The organism is Bythopirellula polymerisocia (assembly GCF_007860015.1).
Lineage (GTDB): Bacteria > Planctomycetota > Planctomycetia > Pirellulales > Lacipirellulaceae > Bythopirellula > Bythopirellula polymerisocia.
This window is the reverse complement of record NZ_SJPS01000007.1, coordinates 332,392-356,024: the sequence shown is the minus strand read 5'-3', so window position 1 is coordinate 356,024 and position 23,633 is coordinate 332,392. Positions and strand designations below refer to the sequence as shown.

Sequence of the window (23,633 nt, the reverse complement as noted above, 5' to 3'; positions counted from 1 at the left end):
TTGCCGATACCACTCGCAGGCGGTTTATGGATCGAGCGCAAGTAAGCGCGCAGCTCCACCTCTCGTCAAAACCTTTCTCATCTCAGGAATCGTGTCCGATGCTTCGCATTATTGCACTACTTATTGCTCCTTGGTTTTTCTTTGCATCAAGCTTGCATGCCGAACCCATCGTGCCCGGCAGCGGCGAAAAAGTTGAGATAGTCGGCGACAACTTTGAGGACGTCAGCTGGTCGTACGTCATGAACGGCCAAAAAGCGAGCCATGAACAAGATGAGGAACAACGACCGCCGGGAGGCCGCTCGCGAAATGGCCGCTGGTACGAAAGTGCCATGCGCGGCCAACCCGACTTTATCAAGCGTGTCCCCACCCCACCGAATGGATTAGCGGGAAGTAGAGGCGCGCTCATGCTCCGCACTTCTCTGTCTGGAATTCCAGGGCAGATCTCTAACACACAAATGCAAGATGACTTGCTGATGAGTGTGATGGGGCGGTTGGGTCAAGCGGTGCCGGTGGGCTGGACGCCCAGTTTTACGGTTCGCGTTTACTTGCCGCCCTTTGAGAAATGGGAGAATCGGACCGGCGCTTCGTTCGGAGTGCGTGGCGATTGCCGCGGCCGCAATCTCGATGGCCAAATTGAGGCTTATTGGCCAGGTTTTTTCATCCTCTTTCGCAGTGAGACCAGCAAGGGAATCGAGCAAGATTATGCACAGCTAAGCTTTCGCGCCCAGCAATCAGGCTTGGATCTGGCTGGACCAAAAATTATGGAACCAGGATGGTGGACTTTTGGCATGACTTTCACTCCCGACGGTCGCATTCATTACTACGCCCATGCGGGGATCGAAGATCTCGCCGAAGAAGATCATCTGTTCAGCACGTTTGCCTACGGTTGGGAATGTCTCTATTTCGACAACATGTTTGTCAACGTAGCCAATTGGGAAGACGGCCGGAACTGGTCGACCCCATGGGTAATTGATGATCCCCAGTTTTTCGTGATTCCGCCCGAGGGCCAAACTCTTGCGAATCTTGTTCGTAGGTCGGGATTCTCACGGGTTGCAAACCGTTCCGGCGGTGGCGGTCGGCCAAGGCCCTCATTCGGCAAGCCGGGCAACAGTTTCAACAAGTAGCCTTTGGGCGGCGATAAATTGAACTCGATATGCTATGTTGATTCTTTAATCACATTCATACACAGTTCTCGTTCCGCCCCTCCATGCTCGAACCACCTTGGGAATTCTGGATCGACGTCGGCGGCACATTTACTGATTGTCTCGCCAAGAATCCGGATGGCTCAATCCGGCGACACAAACTCTTAAGTTCCGCTGTCACCAAAGGCACTGTCGCCTCCGGTTCTTCGAGCGATCGAATTGTTGACCCCTCGCGCATCAGCGATCCAGCGAACTTTTGGTCCGGATTTAGTTGTACTTTGCTTAGTGAGGAAGGTACTGCGTTAAGTGAATCGACAGTCGTAGCCTTCGAACCGCAAACGGGCGAGCTACGACTGGCACCAGCATTGGAAGTACCGCCGCTTGCGGGTAGTACTTACGAATTGCGGTGTAAACTGGAAGCTCCAATCCTGGCAATTCGCTATCTGCTGGGTTTGCCACTCAATGAGTCGTTGCCCCCGGTGCGATTGCGATTGGGTACCACACGTGGGACGAATGCTCTCTTGACGCGAACCGGTGCCCACACGGCTCTGGCTATCACGCGTGGATTTGGCGATCTCTTAGAAATCGGCAGCCAGGAAAGACCCGATTTGTTCGCCCTGCGCGTAGTTAAGCCACCGCCATTGGCCGAGCGAAGCGTAGAGATCGACGAACGAGTCGCAGCGGATGGCTCGATACTCCGATCACCCGATCATGTTGACATTCGTAGCCAACTGAGTGAGCTTAAGTCTGATGGCATCGAGTCACTCGCTATTTGCCTGATGCACGCCGACTTGTATCCCGAACATGAGCTAATAGTCGAACAGATTGCCCGCGAGGTAGGCTTCCGCGAGATTAGCCGGTCGAGTGATGTTGCCCCGCTGGTGAAGATTGTTCCCCGCGCGGAAACCACGGTCGTCGACGCGTATCTCTGCCCCGTTCTGCGAGATTATCTCGATCATTTACACAACTCACTCCCGGGCAGTCAGATTAGGCTCATGACTTCTGCGGGCGGGCTGGTAGGTAGCGAGGCATTTCGGGGGCATATGAGCGTGCTATCAGGTCCAGCCGGCGGAGTTGTGGGATACGCTCAGATCGCTGCGGCGACTGGTTTTGAGCGCGCAATCGGCTTCGACATGGGAGGCACAAGCACCGATGTCTCCCGTTTCGATGGTACGTATGAATACGAGTACGAAACCCGCAAGGCAGGCGTGCGCTTGGTTACCCCCATGCTGGCAATTAACACAGTGGCCGCGGGTGGCGGCTCGATCTGCCGTTTTGATGGCACGCAACTCACTGTGGGGCCTGAGAGCGCGGGTGCCGACCCCGGACCCGCATGCTATGGCCGCGGCGGACCGCTTACGGTGACCGATCTCAATTTTTTTCTGGGCCGAATTGCTGTCGATCGATTTCCGTTTCGACTCGACCGTAAAGCCGTCGAGCGGCAACTCGACTCGCTCACAACCGAAGTTCTCACGGCCACCGGCGAGACTCTGACTTGCGGTGAACTTGCCGAGGGGCTTTTAACCATCGCCAATGCAAACATGGTACGCGCGATTCGCGGCGTTTCAATTGCCAAGGGAGCTGATCCCGCCGACTATCTGTTGGTCCCTTTCGGAGGTGCTGCCGCTCAACATGTGTGTGCCGTCGCCCGTGAACTTGGCATCAAGAAGATTCTCAATCATCCCGACTCAGGAATTCTGAGCGCCTACGGCATTGGCCAGGCCGATGTGGTACGCCATGCAGCAAGGGGTTTATCGCAACTCGTGGACGCCATAGATCATACTATGCTCGCCTCGATGTTCGACGAATTGGAATGTTCTCCGCTTGCGGAACTTGTCGCCGAGGGATTTGCAACGGAGCAAATTGAAATCCACCAGACGCTCGATATGCGGTACAGCGGAACCGATGTCCCACTTAACGTTTCCTTTGGAACGATTGCTGACGTTGTCGCCACATTCGAATCACTCCACCGCCAGCAGTTCGGCTATGTCCCCGCCGACAAGCCAATCGAGCTTGTCGCCCTGCGAGTAGAAGCCCTTGGAAAGACAGGAAGGTTATTGACTCCCTCCACGCAATGCCCTGCCAGGCACATTCCCCCCACCTCCCAAACCGCTTGCCGACTTAGCGGCCATGAACTCCAGATCTCCCGTTATGACCGCGAGGCCCTCGCCCCAGGAGCACTTCTCACCGGCCCAGCAGTTATTGCCGATATCCATTCAACCATACTAGTGGAAACCGGCTGGCAATGTGAAACACTCTCCGGCGGAGAATTACTACTCACCGACATTCTCCCTGAGCAAAGTGTTGTTGAGGAAGTCGCTCAGCAATCTGAAGCAGTCATGCTCGCCGTTTTCAACAACCTCTTCGCGGGCATCGCCGAACAAATGGGCCACGTCTTAAGGCGAACCGCGCTGAGTGTGAACGTGAAGGAACGACTCGATTACAGTTGCGCCGTATTTACTGCCACAGGCGAGCTTGTCGCGAATGCCCCGCACGTACCAGTTCATCTTGGTGCGATGGGTGCGACGGTCCGAGCTGTCCTTGCGGAGAATCCAGAACTGGCTCCCGGCGATGTGTATGTCTCCAACGATCCCTATCGCGGGGGCTCGCATCTTCCTGATGTGACCGTTGTCACACCGGTTCACGATTCACAATCCGGGGACCTGCTTTTCTTCACCGCCTGCCGTGCGCATCATGCCGAGATTGGCGGCGTACGGCCGGGATCGATGCCACCCAATTCCCGAAGCCTCGGTGAAGAAGGGGTATTGATCTCCAATTTTGCGTTGGTGCGGAACGGAAGCTCGCGCGATGCTGAACTAAAACAACTTCTGTCGCATCCCCCCTACCCTTCTCGCCGTGTAGAGGAAAACCTGGCCGACGTCCGCGCCCAGGTCGCCGCCAATCAGCAAGGAGCCCGCGAACTGTTGGAACTTGTCGAGCGATATACACTCGCCGTTGTGCAAGAAAAAATGCGTGGAATCCAAGACTCCGCCACCACCAAAGTCCAGCAGGCCCTCGCGAGATTTGGCAAGCAAACCCGCACTTTTACCGACTACTTAGAAACTGCAGAGGGTGAAAGTGTTCCAATCTGTGTGACCTTCACGTTCCAACCGGACACCGACGGTGCTGCTGCAATCATTGACTTCACAGGCAGCGGTCCGGTAGTCGTAGGCAATCTCAACGCCAACCCGGCCATTGTCTCCGCCGCTGTGCTCTACGTGCTGCGACTCCTGGTTGACGAACACCTGCCCCTCAACGAAGGTGCCCTGCGCGCAGTCGAGATCATCTTGCATCCGGGCCTCTTGAATCCACCGCCAGGCGATTTTCCCGCAGCAAGTCCGGCGGTCGCCGCCGGCAATGTCGAATCTTCACAGCGCGTTGTCGATGTGCTCTTGGGGGCATTAGGCGTGGCTGCTGCCAGCCAGGGTACGATGAACAATCTTCTTTTCGGCAACTCTGAGTTCGGTTACTACGAAACCATCTGCGGCGGAAGTGGTGCCACACCCGACGGCCCCGGCGCAAGTGCCGTGCAAGTCCACATGACCAACACCCGCGCAACGGATCCAGAAATTCTTGAGCGCCGCCTACCGGTGAGATTGCTGGAATTCAGCACCCGTTACGGATCGGGGGGTGAGGGAAAGCACCGTGGCGGTGATGGTGTCGTGCGACGGTTGGAGTTTCTGGCCCCGCTAGAGTTGTCGCTCATCACAGAGCGTCGCGGGCCACACGCACCCTATGGAATCAATGGCGGCAAGTCGGGCCAATTAGGGGAAAATATACTCCAGTATGCCCATGGCACTGAGGTCGATCTTCCTGGGATTTGTGAAATTAATGTCGAACCCGGAGATGTGCTAATCATCAAAACACCGGGAGGTGGTGGATGGAAGAAATCCAACTAGTTAGCTCCAATTTGCAGAAATCAAGCCGAGATGTCTGTGCTTCGAGGGTTGGTCTCTGCAAAATTCTGACCATGAAAACTGTAGCATTCTTTAAGGTTGATTCTGATTTAGACTTCGACTTCCGACTAAATTATCAATAGAATTGGGCCTATTTCCCCTCCAAATTTTCAGAAGTATTGCCGTGAAATTTTCCATTACTGTCATAGTGTTTTTTTCCTTCCTTAAACCTTCTTATTTGCTTGCCTCAGAAAACTGGCCGCAATGGCGAGGTCCAGATGCGTCTGCTGTTGTTACTGCAGGCATCTACCCTGAATCCATCTCCGCAGAAAACATCGCCTGGAAAGTGGAAATCCCTGGTCGTGGCTGCTCAACGCCTGCCGTGTGGGGTGACCAGATCTTTGTGACTTGTGGCATCGACGATCGTGATGGCGTCGTCTGCTACGACTTCATTGGCCAAGAACAATGGCGACATCAGTTCGGCCCCGAACGTCCTGGCAAGCACATGAACGGCAGTGGAAGTAACTCCTCTCCCACAACCGATGGTGAGCATCTCGTCGTCTACTACAAGAGCGGAACGCTGGCATCTCTCGATCTGACCGGCAAGGTCTTGTGGGAAACCAATCTGCAAGAAGCTTATGGGGAAGATACCTTATGGTGGGATTTGGGCACTTCCCCTGTGTTGGCTGATGGCTTGGTGATTGTGGCTGTAATGAATGACGGCGATGGGTTCCTAGTGGCACTGGACCTGAAGACGGGAAAAGAAGTCTGGAAGCAGGATCGCATTTATGAAGTTCCCAAAGAGTGCGACAATTCCTACACCACCCCAGCTCTCACTACCGATGGAAAGGTGATTGTCACCCTGGGGGCCGACCATGTGACCGGCCACGACGTTCGCACGGGAAAACTACTTTGGGAGTGTGGCGGACTCAATCCGTCAGGAGAAGCAGCCCAGCGTACGATTGCCTCGCAAACTCTCGCCGGAGATATAGTCGTCGTCCCTTATCGACGTGGTGAAATGCTCACCGCAATACAACTTGGTGGCCAAGGAGATATCACCGAGAAAGGCAAATTTTGGGACAGACCTGCCAAGGCAGGCGATGTGCCGACTCCCTTGGTAACTGACGGCAAGGTGATCGTGCTCAGTGACCGTGGCGATCTCACCTGCCTTGATGTTTCATCTGGAGACGAACTCTGGACCGCCGAATTGCCCCGCGGTCGTGCCAAATATTTTTCATCTCCCGTTTTGGCCAACGGTCTGCTCTTCACTCTCCGAGAAGACGGCATGCTGTACTTCGGCCGAATTGCTGACGGATACGAGCACCTCGGCGAATACAACTTCGACGAGCAATGCGTTGCCACGCCGATTCCGATCCGTGATCAACTCCTGGTTCGTGGGAGCGAACATCTGTTTCTAGTGCGGCAATAACGGCCTTGATAGCCACACTTGGTACCAGCCGTTTGTCCGCTACAATGAGTGGGCAGAAGTATCTCGTCGCTTTGTTCTTAATACTGTTCGTAGGGAATCCTAGCAATGCCCAGCGATCAAGATCTGTTATGGCAGCGTTTACTCGCCTTTGAGTTTGACGATCCTCGATCGCCGCTAACTTTTACACAGCGCCTTGCCCGAGAAAGCGGCTGGTCGGTGGGCTTTGCCGATCGCGTAATAGAAGAATACCGTCGGTTTGTGTACCTTGCACTGACTGCTGGACATGAAGTGACGCCTTCCCATGAAGTCGACGAGGCTTGGCATCTCCATCTCACCTATAGCCGCAGCTATTGGAACGACTTCTGCAAGAAGACACTAGGTAAACCTTTGCACCATGGCCCGACGCGTGGAACCCGTTCAGATGTCCAGCGCCATCGAGATCAATACGATCAGACTCTGGCCGGCTATCGTCAGGCTTTTGGCGTGGGACCTCCAGCCGACATCTGGCCGTCGGTTGATGTGCGGTTTGGCGATCCGCAGCGTTATGCGCGAGTCGACAAGCAGCGCGCGTGGGTGATCCCCAAGCCTTGGGGTTTGTTGCATCCCGTGAGACTTGCAAGGCGCAGTGGATTAGGGTTGAGCCTCGTCCCACTCTCGTTCGCCCTGGCTGGCAATCCGCTTGATCTACCCGGTCCCGAATTCCTTGTTTTTTACGCCATACTACTAGGGATCGCAGTACTGGGTGCGATTGTGTTGCGTTATGTCTTGAGACCTGGCGAGAATAATGCGCCCGAGCCGCTCGACGCGTATCAGGTGGCATGTCTTGCAAGGGGTATCGAGGGGACAATTCAGGCAGCAGTCGCTTCACTAATTCACAGTCAGGCTTTGGAAGTGGGACGCGCCGCCGATGCTGGGGTTGGTGTGAAGGACATTCGCTTGCAGGTCAGTGGAGGAACACCCGCGGATGCCAATGAATTGGAACAACGTGTGGTCGCAGCTTGTGGAGAGAGCGGAGGGAGTCGATTCTCTCATGTGGTTGATTATGCCTATCCTGCAGCAGAGAAGATTCAACACCGACTGGAAACCTGGGGGCTAGTCGTCCCGAGTAACGGTCTACATGCCAGTCGCTGGGTACCGCCGTTAATCATTCTAGCTGCCTTAGGGATAGGATTGGCCAAGCTGATAGTTGGAATACAGAGGGGAAAACCGATCGGCTTTCTGGGGACGATGATTGCTTTGGCGGTATTTGCTGTGGTCATGTTCTTCCGCCGACCACACCGCACGCGCGCCGGTGATAATGTGCTCAAGCGTCTCCGGCATCAGCACGAAGATCTACGAAAGAAGCAGCGATTACTCGATGAATCACTTGCACCAAGTGACATGGCTTTGGCAACGGGGCTATTCGGTCTCTCGACCGTGGCAGTAGGAAGCCTACTCTTGCTACCTGACGCGTGGAAGTTTCGTCTGGGTCCACCCAGTTCAGGTAGTGGTTGCGGCACGACCGGGTGTGGGAGTGGCTGCGGCGGTGGCGGAGGTTGTGGGGGAGGTTGTGGGGGATGCGGCGGAGATTAGCTTGTGAGAGCCACCATCTTTCTTGATCCACTACCGTGAATAGGTTAGCCTCACTCCAAGTCCCCTTTCCCACATTTCAAAGGGGTTGCCCAGACTCGCAGAACTGCTGATAATCCACGGTTTAATTCCAATCAAGCCGTTATCGAGCGCTTGTCGTTTTTCACAATCTGTTTTTGTAAGGGAAGACCATGCCACGCAACAAAACCTACGACAATGTCGCCACCGCGATTGGCGATACCCCTATGATTCGCATCAATCGGCTGGTGCCCGAGGGGCATGCCACCGTATTTGCCAAGTGTGAATTCTTTCAGCCGCTTAATAGTGTCAAGGACCGAATTGGTGTGGCAATGATCGAGGCAGGTGAGAAAGCCGGCTTTGTTAATGACAAGACGCTCATAGTCGAACCGACCAGCGGCAACACGGGGATCGCACTTGCATTCGTGTGTGCCGCCAAGGGTTATCGGTTGATGCTCACGATGCCCGAATCTATGTCAGTTGAGCGACGTGCTCTGCTACGGGCCATGGGAGCTGAGTTGGTGCTTACCCCGGCAGCGGCTGGCATGAAGGGCGCGATCGAGAAGGCCAGTGAGATTGTCAGTAGTAACGACAATGCCTGGATGCCCCAGCAGTTTGAGAATCCTGCCAACCCAGCTATTCACGAGAAGACCACTGGACCAGAGATCTGGGAAGATTCCGGTGAGAACATCGATGCAATTGTCGCGGGTGTAGGGACGGGTGGCACGATCACTGGAGTGGCACGGTACATCAAGCCTCGCAATTCCTCGTTTAAGGCAATTGCTGTTGAGCCAGCAGATTCACCTGTGATCGGTGGAGGCAAGCCGGGGCCTCACAAGATTCAAGGCATTGGAGCGGGGTTCATTCCCAAGAACTTGGACACTACCCTGGTCGATGAAACGATCACTGTTAGCAACGAAGAAGCATTCCAATGGGCCCGTCGCCTGGCCCGTGAGGAAGGTATCATGGCAGGCATTTCCAGTGGAGCAAACATGTGTGCTGCCGCAAAATTGGCAGCCCGACCAGAGTATGCTGGCAAACGCATCGTAACGATTATGTGCAGCCTTGGTGAACGCTACCTGTCGACGCCACTGTTTGAAGGGCTGACCGGCTGAGTTGGATCCACACCGCATGATTTCGCTTCCGATTGTCGAATCGAACAGAACCTCGCAGGGCCGGCAGCGCCTTCCTGAATGGCTGCGCGTGAACCTGCCTGCGGGCAATGGCCAGGCTTCGTTCAACGGTACGCAGATGGCGGTGTCGGGGAACCAATTACATACCGTCTGCGAGGAGGCCCGCTGTCCGAACATTCATGATTGCTGGGCCCGCGGCACGGCCACGTTCATGATTGCTGGCAAGGAGTGCACGCGGGGCTGCCGATTCTGCTCCGTCGAAACCCTACGTCAGCCACCTCCTTTGGAAGTGGATGAACCTGAACGCCTGGCTGATGCGGTCGAACGCATGGGATTGGCGCATGTCGTAATCACAGTCGTCAATCGAGACGATTTGCCTGACGGCGGTGCCGACCATTACAAGCAATGCGTCACTGCGGTCAAACGAAGACTACCAGAAACAACCGTCGAACTCTTGAGCAGTGATCTCGATGGCAATCAAGCGTCCCTGACCCATCTGCTAGATGGGGTGCCGCTTGCCGTCTTCGCACACAACGTGGAATGTGTCCCCCGACTAGACCACTTGGTACGCGATCCCCGGGCATCGTTCGCTCAGAGTCTAGATGTTTTGCATCAAGCCAAGCAACTCAGACCTGACTTGTGGACCAAGAGCAGCATTATGGTCGGCCTGGGCGAGACCGACGACGAAGTCATCAATGCTCTCAAGTCGTTGCGCGAAGCTGGAGTTGAACTCCTGACGTTGGGCCAATACCTCTCACCAGGCAGGCCAGGAACTCGATATTTGCCTGTCGACAGGTTTGTCCATCCCGACCAATTCGACCAATGGAAGAATGAGGCACTAAGGATGGGATTTCTTGCCGTGGCGTCTGGCCCGTTGGTTCGCAGCAGTTATCGGGCGGGAATGCTTATGGTAGAGGCTGAGAGAGCGCAATTGGGGAAATCTTAGTCGTTGGATTCTCAATCAATCTTTGGGCATCTTGCAAAACCGATTCGAGATTGACCCCACAATAATTGGACAGCGAGAGTGAACCAAAGAGTTCGATCGCTCGCCGGGCGTGTCTGCCAACGCCAGTCGCATTCTTTTCGCGCTGTTTCACGCCTGCAGCGGCAAGCTTGATGAGGCCCTTTAGAAAATCTCCCTCGATTCCGGTGCGACCTGCGGCATGCCATAAGGCTTCCCACTGTTCGTGGGATTCCCAGTAGTAACCGTTATTGAACAAATCAACAGCGTACAGATAGATCTCGTTCCCTGGCCAATGCTCTGGATCAAGTGGCAGCGTCGGCGGCTCCGGATTGCCATACATGTGTCCGCGTGAGTCGCTCACGGGGTGCGGGGTGCCACTGCCGGGTACATAGCTATAAGGAGGAAACGGTAGCTGGCAATAGCGAGGAACTGGGGAGTCTGACATCATGGCAGGGCCGCAGGGGTCATCTTCAGTTCCACATGAGCCGCCAGCTCGCCGTCTGAGACGCGGAGGTCTCCCTGCATGCCGCGGAACCACTCCAAGAAAGAAAACTTGAACCCTTCTGGCACCTCGGTCAGCATAAAACGGTTAGCTACGGGAAGAGCAGAGGACGACCACACTGGAAGTGACCCTTCAGATTCGTTAAGTTCATACTCGCCATCTAAAGGGCACACAAATCTGCCATCCACGAGCCTTTCTGCAAATTCCTGAGATTGGTCTCGAGGTAAGTGTAGCGAATTGGCAAGCGAATTCATCAAGCGGCTAGGTGCCACGGAAGTCTCACGTGCTCGAGCGTAAGCCAAGGCATTTACTGCCTCAGAAACCTGCTTACCGGTTAGATCATCCACTCGAAACCGTACCTGAGCAGGACGCTCGGCGGGTTCGAAACCCAATTGTGGTTCGACTTCTTGAATCACATCTGGCTTAAACGAGATTAGCAGAAAATTCTCCGCTTGGGCCTGCCACATTTGGTCACCGAGAGCCTGTGGCTCAGGACCTTTGGCAGTATCCGGCCCCTGCAGGATTCCTAGAAGTCCAGGTCGAGGCCAGGCACCAACGTAAGCACGAACCAATTCACTGCGGGCAGCGTTAGGAGCCACTGCGCCCCGCCTTACGACGAGTGGAGAGCGAAAGTCCCGTAAACCTGCAAACAAAATGTGCGGCTGGTTCTCTCCCCCGATCAGTGGCACTGGCACATCGAGCACTGCTTCGAAAGAAACGACGTCGCCAGCGATTGGTTTCATCCTTTCTTCAATTGGATCGCCGAGCGAGTCAAGGAGTTTTCCCAACTTCACAGTCCCTAAAGGGGCCGCTAACACGTCAATCATTAGTGTGTGGTCCTCCTCAGGCGTACGAGGTAGCCGTTGTACCCCGGCAGCAATCGGTGGCATTTCACCCACTTCCTCAGCAAAATTAGCGAGAAACTTTCGATAGGCTGCCAGTTCAGCACCAGAAGCCTGCTTGAGTTCCATGTCGCCAACAGGAGTAAAATATCCCGGCGCACCTCGGAGTGAATCCACAGGTCCCGACTTAGTTTCCTCCAAGTGGCTGCCGTCTGCACGAATCCCAAAATCCTTTGGCAGAATACCCGTGGCAATGAGCTCATCAGTCGTCATCGCTGGCAATCCTTCACACTCAGCGGCGTAGCGTGCCATCTCAACCAGGAGCGGTTGCTGGGCTGCCTGTTGACGTCGTCGCACTTCAATCCAATATTCAGGAGTACAGAGATTCTGAAAGAATTTCTCTGAGAAGAATGCAAAAATCGTATCCTCTCGCTTGAGATCTAATTCTTGGCGTGCTTTCCGAAAACTTGGCAAGGAAGCTAGAGCACCAGCCCCCTGCCCTGCCTCAAGAAATCGCTCTGCGATCTTCCGCGAGGTCGCTACCAGATGGAAATCACCTGACTGGGCATAATACGAACGGACTCGACCATCCGGAGTGGCGATCAAGGAAACATCCTGCCCCGCAATAGTCACTGTTGATTCAGTAGCATCAGAGAACTTCTGTAGAGACTCTCGTCGCTGTCGCATGTAGTCTTGCGAAAGCAATTGATTATTTCGCGCCTGTACTAGAATCCCGATTGCAGCCCCCTGCCGCATATAGGGGTCAAGGCCGATCAGTGCCGCATCGCTAATGAATTGCGGAGCAAGGATTCTCGAAAGAACGTTTTCCTTCAAAGAAAGTTGTTGTTCGATGCGACTCGATTGGAGGCGACTAATTCCCCGACGTAGTAACATGTTCTTGAGATCACCGTCCCATTTTTCATTCAAATCGCGGAACCAAAAATAGTTCGTGAAATTGCCGAACCGCAAGTAAAAACATTCTTCCGGCACATGCGAAGCAAGGCCTTCGATTTCCACTTCATCGAATTGAGTCTCATCGATGCGAGGACTTGGCCAATTCGGAGCCGGTGGGAGGTCTTGCAACCTTTGGGATTCGTCATCTGTGCCGATCACCATGTCGCGGTCGACGGAAAGAAGAGCGGCTTCGCCCCCAAACAACTCCTGCAGCGCGGAGTCTTTTTCCTGCAAGCCGAATAATCCACCACCTATCTCCGGCACAGGGCGATTCAACCTACGGGAGAATGTCCCCACGAGAAAGTTCTCTGCAATAGGAGGAAACTCGGGGTCCTTTTGCAACCTTGACCAACGCTCTGTCAATTGTTTCCACCACTCACTGAGCAATCGCAGGTGTCCCTGAGGATTTCGCTGAGGCTTGATGCGAACTCCTTGCTCGACTGGCGAGTAGACAGAAACATCGAAAGGCGCTTCACCACGGAATAGGAAATACAGGGTCACCGTTCGGGGAGTTTCGATGCCCAGCAGTCCTCGCAAAAACTGGCGGGCGGGCTCTACCTTCACTATCGGATAAATCGCGCGACCATCTTTTTCAACGACTGTAAAACGTTCGTCATTGAGAGGCAACGAAGGTTCACCTCGAAACACGTCAACCGTCACGCGGGCCACGCCCAATGGCTGGCCGACGTAGGCCTCGACTTCAGGAGCCGCTTGAGCTTGGGTTAGCAGTGCGCAACTAAAAACCACAGCAAAAGTGAATCGAATTGAATCAAGAAGAATCCCTGTTGTTCGAGACATCTGCTCCCTCGTAAATCAAGAATATTGCTCATCAGGTGGATGTTTCATGCTACCCGCACACGCTTCGGCAGGCCAGGGGCGGCTATCTTCCCAGCCGATCAGTCTTGCTAGGTCGCGACGAAAGACTTGCTCAAAAGCAGGCAATTCTGCGAGAATAGCGGGCATGTTTATCCCGCGATTTACTTTGCTCACAACGTTGAAATGGGTCACGGTCTGCGCGCTGTTTTGCGTCGTATTGGCACATGCTGCTGCCGGAAGTTATTGGGCCACTGCTCTGAGCGTCGCAGTGTTGAGCGTTGTAGTCATTCTCCTAGTTCAGGCATTTACATTTGTGATTATTGCCGCATTTTCAAAAGTATTCGGAAAACAGCAATTGCCAGCAAGGACACCCCAAGGGGGCATTCAAACGAATCCCGATGAGCGCTATCTTCCCGGAAAACCCACGACAGAACGCAGTCCTTGATCTTCGACATCTCCATGACCTGTAACCACCATGCCTTGCTAAGTCGGTCGAAGACTCTCGCAATCGTTTCTGCGATGGTAATAGCTTGGATTACAGTTTCTTCATCACTGCTTGCCGACAGCGGCGGAATGTTCGAATTACCCTTCTCACAAAACAACAAGGCGCGATATTCTAAGCAATCAGGACTCCGAGTTAGAGTTAAAACGACCTGGATCGGCGAGCACGGCTACCGACCGGTTGTATTTACCTTGAAGTCTCAAACCCCCGCTCCGGCTGACGTTCAGCTCACAATACGTTTTTTCGCCAGCAAGGGCGGTGATACCGTAATCGATGTTGAGCAGGATTGTCAGCTTCTCGCTGGTGATACTTCTACAAGCCTGACAATGTTGGTTCCAGAATACGTTGAGTGGCGTTACGTTGGCTGTGAGATGTGGGTTGATGGCGTGAAGGACAACGAGCTGAGCATTGACCTTGTGCAACATGCCCCATCCTCTGTTTCTCGTGGTGGACACAACTTTTCGGCAATTTTGGTAGGGATTGATTCAAGTATGCTTGTTCCGCAACTCCTGCAGGATGTCCGAGGCGCGCCAGCAGAAATACACTTTTGGAATAATCGTCCACTTCCCGCAAAGTGGCTCGACTATTCTTCGTTTGACGTAGTCATCACAACGGTTGCCGCGTTGAATTCCATCAAAGAACTTCAGCCTGAGAGATTTGCAGAATTACTCCTCTGGATTCGCTCAGGTGGAAATCTTTGGTTTATGAATTCAGGTGAATCGTATCAACTCGTTCCAGAAATTGAGACGGTGATAGAGGTGACTTCTGATCCTGTCTCTTCCAAGATGACCTCAGAGGCACTTTTCGAACGAGGCTGGCGATTTCCGAGAGTGGATAATCCTGGAACGGATGCCATTGAGAAACTAAGCCAGCTTCAGACGCAGGAATCCTCGCCTAATGATGAGACAATCGAAAATGAGGATTCAAGTACTCCCGTCGATTCGCGACATTGGTTTACATCTCGACAATACGGAATGGGAACTGTTACGGCCTTCACTGGGCCGTTCATTGACAGAGTAGATGTTGAGGGCACCTCCTGGGCAATTACACAATCACTACTTTCCGACAGACTCTCTTGGACAAGACGTCATGGAAACAATCCGGATGAAGGAAATCAAAACTTCAACGACTGGTTAATACCTGAAGTGGGAACGGCACCAGTAACTGCCTTCCAAGTGCTGCTGACTTTGTTCGTGCTTGGAATTGGACCAGCAAACTATATCTTTTTGAAACGACGCGAACAATTACCTTACTTGTTGTTCACGGTACCAGCTGCGGCCGTTGGAACAATACTATTGCTGCTGGTCTACAGCTTCGTGTCCGATGGATTCGGAGTAATCGTGCGAGCTCGGAGCTTTACCCTGCTTGATCAGAATTCAAGAACTGCGGCGAGTTGGGCGAGACTTTCTTATTATGCGGGAATAGCGCCCGCAGAAGGATTAGAAGTACCCGCTACTACCGTAGTGTATCCAATTTTACCTTCTTCCCGAGCGGGGAATCGCAGATTGATTAGGAGCTATGCTCAGCAGCGACGAGTGTTGCACTGGAACGGATCTCAAAAACTGAGTGAAGGATGGCTCGCTTCCCGGACGCCTACTCAATATTTGACAATTTCCAGTCGTGAATCGCAAAAACAAATCGAATTCCAGGCAGTGGAAGATGGATTGCAAGCGAAGAATCAACTAGGCGTCAATATTCACACACTTGTCGTGGTGGATGCCGAGGGCAGGTTCTACCTGGCGGAGGACTTGCCCAATAACGAGTCACTTCTCCTCCCGCCATCGACTCAAGTCCAAGCGATTACAAAACTACGAAAACTGTTCTCAGACCAGCTACCTCAGTTTCCGGCTGGCACAGTAGAATCTCTTACTGCTAGTGAAGATATCCTCTCCTATCCATTGCCACAGAATCTCATGGAAACCCAATTAGCGGCGATTTCCTCAGCAGTGTCTCCTGGATGGAGCCCCCGGTCTTATGTCGCCATCACGGATCGTGGTATGGATTTATCCTTAGGACTGGAAGACATCTCTGAGGTCGGCAGTTTTCATGTCATACGAGGAGACTGGTAAGCATGATTTATGCCAGACAGCCTCTGATCGAATTGAGAAACTTGCATCGCTATTTTGGCAAGACCAAAGCCGTTGATGACATCAGTTTTGAAGTCTATGCCGGGGAAGTGTTGGGTTACATCGGACCAAATGGGGCTGGCAAAACGACCAGCATGAGAATTCTAGCCACGCTGGACGAACCGACCTCAGGAGACGCCATTGTCGATGGGTTCTCAGTGGTCGATGACCCAGATCGCGTGCGGCGTCGCCTCGGATTCATGCCAGACTACTTTGGGTCTTACGAAAACGTGAATGTCCGCGAGTATCTTGATTTCTTCGCCCGCGCATACGGTCTAAGAGGTACTGAGCGGAAGACCGCAGTGAATTCCGTCATGGGTTTTACTCTGCTCGATACCTTGGCGGAAAAGCCAATCAACGGTCTTTCAAAGGGAATGAAACAGCGACTCTGCCTCGGGCGCACGATGATTCATAACCCGGCAGTTCTCGTTCTCGATGAACCCGCTGCGGGGCTCGATCCACGTGCTCGTATCGAATTGCGAGAAATGATTGAGCAACTTGCTGAGTTGGGAAAAGCAGTATTGATAAGTTCTCATATCCTTACAGAACTTGCAGAATTGTGTGACCGCGTAGCCATTATCGAACAAGGACGACTACTGGCAACTGGTAGCGTCGAGGATATCAACAGCCGGTCAGATACGTTAAGTCGCATTTGGATGCGTGTGATTGATGATCCCCAACCCCTCTTGAATTGGCTTGAGAACCGTTCTGACATATCTGCGATCTCACTTGAAGCAGGAAAAGTGGCGTGTACACATGAAGGGGGACAAGAGAATCAAGCTGTGCTGCTGCGCGAAGTCGTAGAAGCAGGATTTCTCGTTCTGGAGTTTTCCTGCAAAACAAAAAGTCTTGAAGACTTGTTTCTATTCGTGACCGAAGGGAGAGTCCAATGAGCGCAGGAGCAGTCCCTAACCCTTCGCCCGTCACGGAGACGATCGAACGTCGCAATTCAGCAGAGATTATCACCTCTATCGCGCACTGGGCAGAGCAATTCATCGACCGACTGAATCCCATTCTTGTCAAGGAAACTCGGCAAGCCCTCAAGAGTCGCCAGTTCGTCGCAACGTTTCTCGTGGTGTTGATTGCCTGCTGGGCAGCCAGCTTTGCCGTTGTGGCGATAATCGGACCTGACGTCTATTACGTCGCTTCCGGCCAGACAATGCTGTTGGTCTATGCCTCGATCCTGGCATTTCCTCTCATCCTCATTGTTCCGTTTTCCGCATTTCGTTCGCTAGCTGCCGAACAGGAAGACAATACCTATGAACTTCTTTCAATTACCTCACTCTCGGCGAAGCAGATTATTTCCGGCAAGCTAGGTAGCGCTGCCGTGCAAATGATGATCTATATGTGTGGAGTAAGCCCTTGTATCGCCTTTACTTATCTCTTGCGGGGAGTCGACACCTTAACGATCGCCTTCATCTTGGCTTACTTCATGTTCTTGTGCATGGGACTCTCGATGTTGGGACTGCTGGCCGGAACGAATGCGAAAGCGCGTCATACACACGTCTTGATCTCGCTCCTGGTAGTCCTCTGCTTGACAATTGTTTTGGGAAGTACGATTACCTCACTTCCGGACTTTGTCGAATATGGCTTCGTCAATCTACAGAATTCATGGTTTTGGCTGGGAAGTCTGGCAGCATTGAGTTTTTATCTCACGTTATTTGCACTTGTCCATGCCGCGGCAGCGGCACAGATCGGATTTTCCAGCGATAATCGTTCGACACCCTTGCGGAAACGCATGATTGCTCTGCACGCATGCTTCATTGGTTGGATAAGCATAATCGTCCTGCTCACTCCCACTACGATTGATTATTTATTGCGAGTTATCCTCATAGCTGCCGCCGGCTCGGTGATGTTTTGGTACGCCATGGGAACTTTCATGACAAGCGAGTGGCCTCATCTCTCGCGAAGAGTCATGAGAAGCCTGCCATCGAGCACCCTTGGGAGAATGTTTCTCACCTGGTTCAATCCCGGCCCTCACACCGGTTTTATCTTCGCTGTGAGTTCTCTGGCGGCAGTTACGCTCGCTGGATTACTTACAGTTGCATTCCTACCAAATTCCACAAGATGGCCAACTCGCGAAACCGTCTGTTATTTTCTGTTGCTGAGTTGGTGCTATTGTGTGATTTTTCTCGGAGTAGGGAAAATGATTATCAGCTGGATGAGAACTATAACTTTTGTGCAGTTGTCAGCAGGATTCCTGATTCACTTGATATTGCTGCTTCTTGCTTGTGGTATACCTCAGGTGATTTACATGATGACTCCTTCGCTAAGAATGGGAAGCGAGTTCACTTACTTGCAGGCATGCAATCCAATTTGGACCCTAGTTACGCTAATAGACAATGGACCCATGGCGATTGAAGCTTTTACTTTGCTTTCAATCCTCGGGCCCTTTGCGATTGTTGTGGTCATATTGAACATTCGCCCTTTAGTGACCGAAGTTCAGTATTTGCCACGCGCAATTCCAGAGCGAGTAGTTCAAGACGAAATCGAACTACACCCTCCGCCAGCGTCGAAGCCGACAAGCCCCTGGGAAGAAAGCTCGTCTAAACTTTAATTGCTAACTGGAAATCGATTACCGACTAGTAATCCAGCGACTCTTGTCAACGCTGATGATTGCGCTGCAGTACGACAGTAGAGGGATGGATCGAAATCACTTCAATTCCGGAATTAAATCCGCCTTCAGCGATTGGCACGACCATGCCGTTGATGGAGATAATTGCTTTCTAACCATTAACGTCAGCAAACCCTGGGAGCTGAATATCGCCATCGGAATTGCCAACTCCGCTCCCGTCCGCCTTCTCCCTGCGCTGTGATTTCTGGAACAGATTCTCACGCTCGGGATACGGTTGCGTCTAGGCGACGGTTTCGGTGTCTTACTGGGCAGCTTGCTGATCAGTTTCTAATGACTTATCCGAATCTGCCTCCTGGCTACCGTTCTCGGATTCACTCGTTTGACAAGGGACGGGGCTGGCAATCTGCTCTTCTACCGTAGGTGTCACCTCAGGAATCGAGGATTCCTCAGCTGCCCCGCACCCGCAGATCGCAACGCATAAGAGAATGCACAACAAACGGTACAAGACTTCGTAACAAGATATCATCGGTCTGCCTGAAATAGAGGGCTACGGGCATGGTTGACTGCCAAAGAAATATTGCACACGTATCCTTCAGCACTGCCAGTATTCAAAGGAGCGTGACCAAATCGAGTACTTCCAGGAGTAGCTAGAACTCTAACAATCGAAACCAATACGGCGAGTTCTAAAAAGCTCATGGCCCGGCGCACCGAAATGCGTCGAGCCAGGTTAGCTTGGATTTGCGAGGTATGGTCATTGGAAACCACTAATCATCCCATCTACTTAGTTCACCCGATGCGTGGTAGCATTCAAAGAATACTCTTTGTTGTCCACTGGATTCAGGGGAACTCCGTCAGGAAAGTAGCTCTTATCGACGCCTATGTCACTCAGATTGTTCTTAGGCCAAGTCCCTTTATCGATATACCAGCGCTCGACCGTGGCGTTGATTGTCGCTTTGTGATGGTCTCGAACGCGTTGCTTGGCGGTATCATTGGATACAATAACCCGCGGAATGATAATAGCGGCAATAATGCCGAGGATCGTCACAACCGCAAGAAATTCGAGGAGCGAAAAACCGCTCCGATTCTTTCGTGATTTCATGGCTAGATGGCTCCTATACGAATCCGGTAAATCAGGTTCAAAGATTTGAGATTTCTGAAAAACTTTGCAACATATTTGATTGCTAAGGAAACGTAGGTTATTCCTAAAGTCGTGCTGATTTTTTCTGCAAATTTTAATGATCGTATCCAATTACCCGGCTTGTAACGGCGTTAAATACATGCGCCGAAGAATCCACCATACAATTTGGTGTTAGATCCGGAATATAGTCGGGTTCGGCCCCGATATCGCTCAGATTGTCGGCGGACCAGACTCCCGAGCTTTATAGTCAGAACTCGGCTTGGATTTCGCTATTTCCCGCTAAGATTGGATCGATCCGAGAACAAGGACCCGAGCAAAAATTGGTAGCCAATAGCGCTGTGAAACAAGTGTATGTATTCAAAGAGATCGTCAAACTTCGCACGCTGCTTCTTGGCTTCGGTACATCCCCTCCAACACATCGCGCCGAGCAATTACACCCAGCAGTCTTCCATCTTGCACTACCGGAATCCGGCGGACACGATGGATAATGCAAAGGTCAGCCACCTTGCAAATCAACTCTTGCGGCCCCACTGTGATCAGCTCCGTTGACATGTGTTTCAATACTTTTTCCTGGTGGATGCCTTCATTGTAAGCGATCGCTAACAAGGCGAATTCGGTCACCACACCTACGAGCTTTCCCTGTGCGTCAACCACGGGCAGTCCCGAGATGTGATTATCGAGTAGGATGTCAATAGCTTCCCGGACTAAGGCATTGGGGCCGATGGTCATCACACTTTTGGTCATTATGTCTTGTGCGAGTAGCATATCGTGTCTGGCCCCCCCGAGAATGGAAACAAGTCGAAATAATTGACAGTAGGATTACGCGAAGATCTCCCAAGTTTCACCAGAAGTTTAGCCCGCAAACGCTGGGTTCCGGCTGAGCTCGTCCTAAGATTTTTCTAGAAATCGAAAGTTCTGGCGAACGATGATAAATTTCACCGCTTCCTTGTGACAGATGCGCCGTATAATTGCTACGATCCACCAGATTGAAATGACTTCTTGACTGCACCGGCAAGTATCGTCCCTTGGTGAATGTGTCCGATCAGAGCGTAAGAGAATCGCCGTGAGCAATATTAAACCAAAAATAATGGCACTTTCGCAAAGAGTTGATCTCTCGAACACCGCCCTAGCCTTTCGAGGATACAGTGCAACCAACCTGGGTCGCACTGCCGAACTGTTGGCAGTCGATGCTTACCGAGGAATCTTGACCGAGGAACTCAAACGCTATGCAGATATCTGTGCCGAAATGTTGGGTGAGCCAGTCGATTTATTAGAGCGAATCAACTCTGCCAATGAATTTGGGGTCGATCACTATTCGGAATCGATTGCTCTCATTGCAGCAGTAGAAGTAGCCCACCTTCGCTTGTTGCGAGAGGTTCACAACATTGACATTGCCCGTGTAGGACTCTCCTTCGGCTACAGCCTCGGAGAATTAGTTTCAGTGAGTTGCGCTGGTGTCTTTGATCCTGCGGACATGATTCGTGTTCCCCTGGCTATGGCTGCCGACTCAGTGGCGTTGTCTGCCGATGTAACTATGGGAGTGCTGTTCTCTCGTGGGCCGAAGATCAATCAAATTGACGTCGAGCGACTTTGTCACCAGATCACGTCAGAGGGGGCCGGCACAATTGCCATCTCTGCAATGCTATCTCCGAACACCTACCTCCTACTGGGTCAAAGGGATACAACAACTCGATTTAAGGAGGTGATGCGTGAGTTGCTTCCCTACCGAGCACAACTTCGCACGAACGATCTACGGTGGCCTCCGTTGCACACCCCAATCGTACGACAGCGGCAAATCCCTGATCGCGCGGCTGTGATGATGGAGACGCTCGCCGGTGGCTTTCTCCCTCCCAATCCGCCTGTGCTCTCCTTGGTTACTGGCAAGTTGAGTTACAACGACCACTCGGCTCGCGAGATTCTCAGGCAATGGATTGATCAGCCCCAACGACTCTGGGATGCGATCGATTATTGCCTGGCGATAGGGATCGAACGTGTCATCCATGTTGGCCCAGAGCCAAATGTCATTCCTGCCACATTCCATCGACTGAGCGAGAATATTCTGGAACAAACCAACTGCAACTCATTGAGTTGTTACAGCCTCAAGGCTGTAACCCAACTTGCCCGCCGCCCCTGGCTAAGCGGCATGCTGCCAGGCCGCGCCAATCTGCTCCGCGCCCCTTATGTGGAGCACATTATTCTGGAAGACTGGCTGATAGAAAACTCGCCTCAATGATCAATCCGCTGTATGAGCCAACGAGACATCGGCCGAATCAGCCAACGGCAACTTCAAACACACGGCTTGCTCAGCATTGCGCAGTAGCAAATAGGGCGAAGAAAACGCGGGATTGTTCCAGGTGATTTCCTCTGAGGGAAAGACAGACATACTGGCCAACTCCTGATACTCTTCAGGGTCAATAGCCACTAGGATTAATTCTCCCGTTTCGGAGAGGATGACCAGATTGTCGCCGATCGCCATGATCTGGCCGTGACCGATGGCTGGCAGGCGGCGTTTTTTCCATTGACTTTTGCCGCGCTCGACGTCGATGCACTGCAAGATGCCACCGTCCAGACCGTAGATAAAACCGTCACGGACAATAACGTTGCCCATTTTAGTTTTCATGACTTTTCTTATGGGAGGCTCCCAGAGCGGTCCTGCTAGAATGTCCCCTGACTCGTCACGTGAAAGTTGCACCAAGGAAGCCCCGACTCCGTATCCTTTCGAGAGGAATACGCGATCCTCGGATAATGGAACTGGTTGGGAAGCAGTGGCGTCGCTATCACTATTGCCCTGCCAGGGATACTCCCAAAGTATCTTGCCGTCAGTAGCGGAATGGGCTGTCACAAAGTCTTCATTTACACAAAGAATCTGCCGTTCTCCCAGAAGTTCACAGATGACCGGCGAGGCATACGAGGAGCGCCGACTCCCCGCCGCCCACACTTCCTTGCCAGTCTCAAGATCATAGGCAACTAACGAAGCCGATGGAGCACCCACGCTCATGAGGACTAGCGTTGGCTTGCCCTCTGTTTCGAGAATAGCGGGGGAACAGGCTTTGCCCCACATAGTGTTCTGCATGTTGTTTTCTGTAAGCGTGTCGTGGGTCCACAGCAGGCTGCCAGAGCGGGCATCAATACAATTGAGGATTCCGGTTGCACCGACGGTCAAAACACGTCCGTCGTGAATCGCAGGAGTCGCCCGAGGTCCCACATAGCCGAGGGCACCTGCGCCGCTCGGATCAAATCGCACGGGGTCGGCATGCGTCCAGACAATTTCTCCCTCAGGATTCTCGGACGATACGCGATAGCATACCACCAGCTCCTGGGAACCACGCTGCTCTTGGGTTACGGCGAAATCTCCGACGATCGCAAACCCCGACCACCCAGCACCAACTGGACAACGCCACCGCTCAACAGGTGGTTGTTCGTCCCAATCGGTAGCGAGTTGTACATCCAGCACTTCGGCCCAGAATCCGTTACCGAGGAAACGGGGATAGTCGTGAGTGGTGGTCTCCCACTCAATCGCGATTTGCTCTTTTCCGAGGGGTACTGACAGCTTTTCATCGTGCTTGGCTGACCACCGCCATCGCCAGTCGATCACACCCACGTCTCCGTTGTTGACCAATTCTACTGAGGCTACCCCCGCCAAGACGAGAATCCAGGGGCCCCCACCCCAAAGCAATCGTTTTGCGGTAGAATAATGACTGCAGAGAAACACCCATCCAGTCAGGCCGAACAAGAGCAAGCCGAGACAGAAGACGGTGGAAGAATTTTTCACGTCTTGATCGAGGCTACCTAGCTGCATGTAGAGGTACCCCCCGACAATCAACACTACCCAAAACAGAGGGAACCAAGGCAACCAGGCAGACTTGGCGGCCGGCATCGCCTTGATAGATTGTGAATCAGAAGACACGTTTCGATCCAAAGGTTGGTGTTTGATTGGCACACGCAGGGAATCCTTCGCTATAGTAGGTCTCTGAAGCATGGCTGGCAACTCAGATCGAACGAAAGCCTCTCTGATTGCTTATTGCCA

General features: G+C 52.7%; 18 protein-coding genes. 11 read left to right on the top strand and 7 right to left on the bottom strand.

The genetic code is table 11. From position 1 onward, the window contains the following. The first annotated feature begins 98 nt into the window (after positions 1-98). The 6 genes from Pla144_RS20470 to lipA all read left to right on the top strand — a co-directional run bounded on the left by Pla144_RS20470 (position 99) and on the right by lipA (position 10,133). Positions 99-1,124: a hypothetical protein gene (locus tag Pla144_RS20470; protein ID WP_146452568.1), complete on the top strand. Its 1,026-nt coding sequence runs from the start codon at positions 99-101 to the stop codon at positions 1,122-1,124. Between the two features lie 83 nt (positions 1,125-1,207). Then, the gene (locus Pla144_RS20465; protein WP_146452567.1) at positions 1,208-5,041 is read left to right on the top strand and encodes a hydantoinase B/oxoprolinase family protein; all 3,834 of its coding nucleotides are present in this window, start codon (positions 1,208-1,210) and stop codon (positions 5,039-5,041) included. Between the two features lie 181 nt (positions 5,042-5,222). Then, a complete protein-coding gene (locus Pla144_RS20460; protein ID WP_146452566.1) occupies positions 5,223-6,467 on the top strand; it encodes an outer membrane protein assembly factor BamB family protein in 1,245 nt (414 codons plus the stop codon). Positions 6,468-6,572: 105 nt separating this feature from the next. Then, positions 6,573-8,039 carry a TIGR04222 domain-containing membrane protein gene (locus Pla144_RS20455; RefSeq protein WP_146452565.1) on the top strand — a complete coding sequence of 489 codons (1,467 nt, stop codon included), beginning with the start codon at positions 6,573-6,575 and terminating at the stop codon, positions 8,037-8,039. Between the two features lie 188 nt (positions 8,040-8,227). After that, entirely contained in the window at positions 8,228-9,169 is a 942-nt protein-coding gene (gene cysK, locus Pla144_RS20450) for a cysteine synthase A (protein ID WP_146452564.1), read from the top strand. Positions 9,170-9,185: 16 nt separating this feature from the next. After that, positions 9,186-10,133 (top strand): lipoyl synthase, encoded by a 948-nt coding sequence (gene lipA, locus Pla144_RS20445; protein ID WP_146452563.1) that lies wholly within the window; start codon positions 9,186-9,188, stop codon positions 10,131-10,133. Here the strand turns inward: lipA and Pla144_RS20440 are convergent. From Pla144_RS20440 to Pla144_RS24775, 3 genes are read right to left on the bottom strand one after another with little or no spacing between them, the layout of a single operon-like run. Beyond that, complete coding sequence (locus tag Pla144_RS20440) at positions 10,093-10,599, bottom strand: DUF309 domain-containing protein (protein ID WP_197530866.1); 507 nt, start codon at positions 10,597-10,599, stop codon at positions 10,093-10,095. The genes lipA and Pla144_RS20440 overlap by 41 nt on opposite strands. After that, positions 10,596-13,247 carry a hypothetical protein gene (locus tag Pla144_RS20435; RefSeq protein WP_146452562.1) on the bottom strand — a complete coding sequence of 884 codons (2,652 nt, stop codon included), beginning with the start codon at positions 13,245-13,247 and terminating at the stop codon, positions 10,596-10,598. Before Pla144_RS20435 ends, Pla144_RS20440 begins: the two co-directional genes overlap by 4 nt. Before the next feature lie 15 nt (positions 13,248-13,262). Next, positions 13,263-13,412, bottom strand: coding sequence for a hypothetical protein (locus tag Pla144_RS24775; protein ID WP_197530865.1), 150 nt, complete (start codon positions 13,410-13,412; stop codon positions 13,263-13,265). Here Pla144_RS24775 and Pla144_RS20430 point away from each other — a divergent pair. The 4 genes from Pla144_RS20430 to Pla144_RS20415 are packed head-to-tail and all read left to right on the top strand — an operon-like array spanning position 13,411 to position 18,450. Next, positions 13,411-13,710: a hypothetical protein gene (locus tag Pla144_RS20430; protein WP_146452561.1), complete on the top strand. Its 300-nt coding sequence runs from the start codon at positions 13,411-13,413 to the stop codon at positions 13,708-13,710. The two genes, Pla144_RS24775 and Pla144_RS20430, sit on opposite strands and share 2 nt — an antisense overlap. A gap of 14 nt (positions 13,711-13,724) precedes the next feature. Continuing rightward, positions 13,725-15,836 (top strand): hypothetical protein, encoded by a 2,112-nt coding sequence (locus Pla144_RS20425; protein WP_146452560.1) that lies wholly within the window; start codon positions 13,725-13,727, stop codon positions 15,834-15,836. A gap of 2 nt (positions 15,837-15,838) precedes the next feature. Then, complete coding sequence (locus Pla144_RS20420) at positions 15,839-16,786, top strand: ABC transporter ATP-binding protein (protein WP_146452559.1); 948 nt, start codon at positions 15,839-15,841, stop codon at positions 16,784-16,786. Further along, the gene (locus Pla144_RS20415) at positions 16,783-18,450 is read left to right on the top strand and encodes an ABC transporter permease (RefSeq protein ID WP_146452558.1); all 1,668 of its coding nucleotides are present in this window, start codon (positions 16,783-16,785) and stop codon (positions 18,448-18,450) included. The genes Pla144_RS20420 and Pla144_RS20415 overlap by 4 nt, the downstream gene beginning before the upstream one ends. Before the next feature lie 319 nt (positions 18,451-18,769). Here Pla144_RS20415 and Pla144_RS20410 read toward each other — a convergent pair whose 3' ends face one another. From Pla144_RS20410 to Pla144_RS20400, 3 genes are all read right to left on the bottom strand, one after another. Then, the gene (locus tag Pla144_RS20410; RefSeq protein WP_146452557.1) at positions 18,770-18,994 is read right to left on the bottom strand and encodes a hypothetical protein; all 225 of its coding nucleotides are present in this window, start codon (positions 18,992-18,994) and stop codon (positions 18,770-18,772) included. Positions 18,995-19,249: 255 nt separating this feature from the next. Beyond that, positions 19,250-19,567 carry a prepilin-type N-terminal cleavage/methylation domain-containing protein gene (locus Pla144_RS20405; RefSeq protein WP_146452556.1) on the bottom strand — a complete coding sequence of 106 codons (318 nt, stop codon included), beginning with the start codon at positions 19,565-19,567 and terminating at the stop codon, positions 19,250-19,252. A gap of 408 nt (positions 19,568-19,975) precedes the next feature. Then, entirely contained in the window at positions 19,976-20,371 is a 396-nt protein-coding gene (locus tag Pla144_RS20400) for a CBS domain-containing protein (protein ID WP_146452555.1), read from the bottom strand. A gap of 298 nt (positions 20,372-20,669) precedes the next feature. On the opposite strand from Pla144_RS20400, the gene Pla144_RS20395 reads away from it, so the two are divergent. After that, positions 20,670-21,839 (top strand): ACP S-malonyltransferase, encoded by a 1,170-nt coding sequence (locus tag Pla144_RS20395; protein WP_146452554.1) that lies wholly within the window; start codon positions 20,670-20,672, stop codon positions 21,837-21,839. On the opposite strand, the gene Pla144_RS20390 is transcribed toward Pla144_RS20395, so the two are convergent. Next, positions 21,840-23,513: an outer membrane protein assembly factor BamB family protein gene (locus tag Pla144_RS20390; RefSeq protein WP_197530864.1), complete on the bottom strand. Its 1,674-nt coding sequence runs from the start codon at positions 23,511-23,513 to the stop codon at positions 21,840-21,842. It lies immediately after the preceding gene. Positions 23,514-23,633 lie beyond the last annotated feature (120 nt).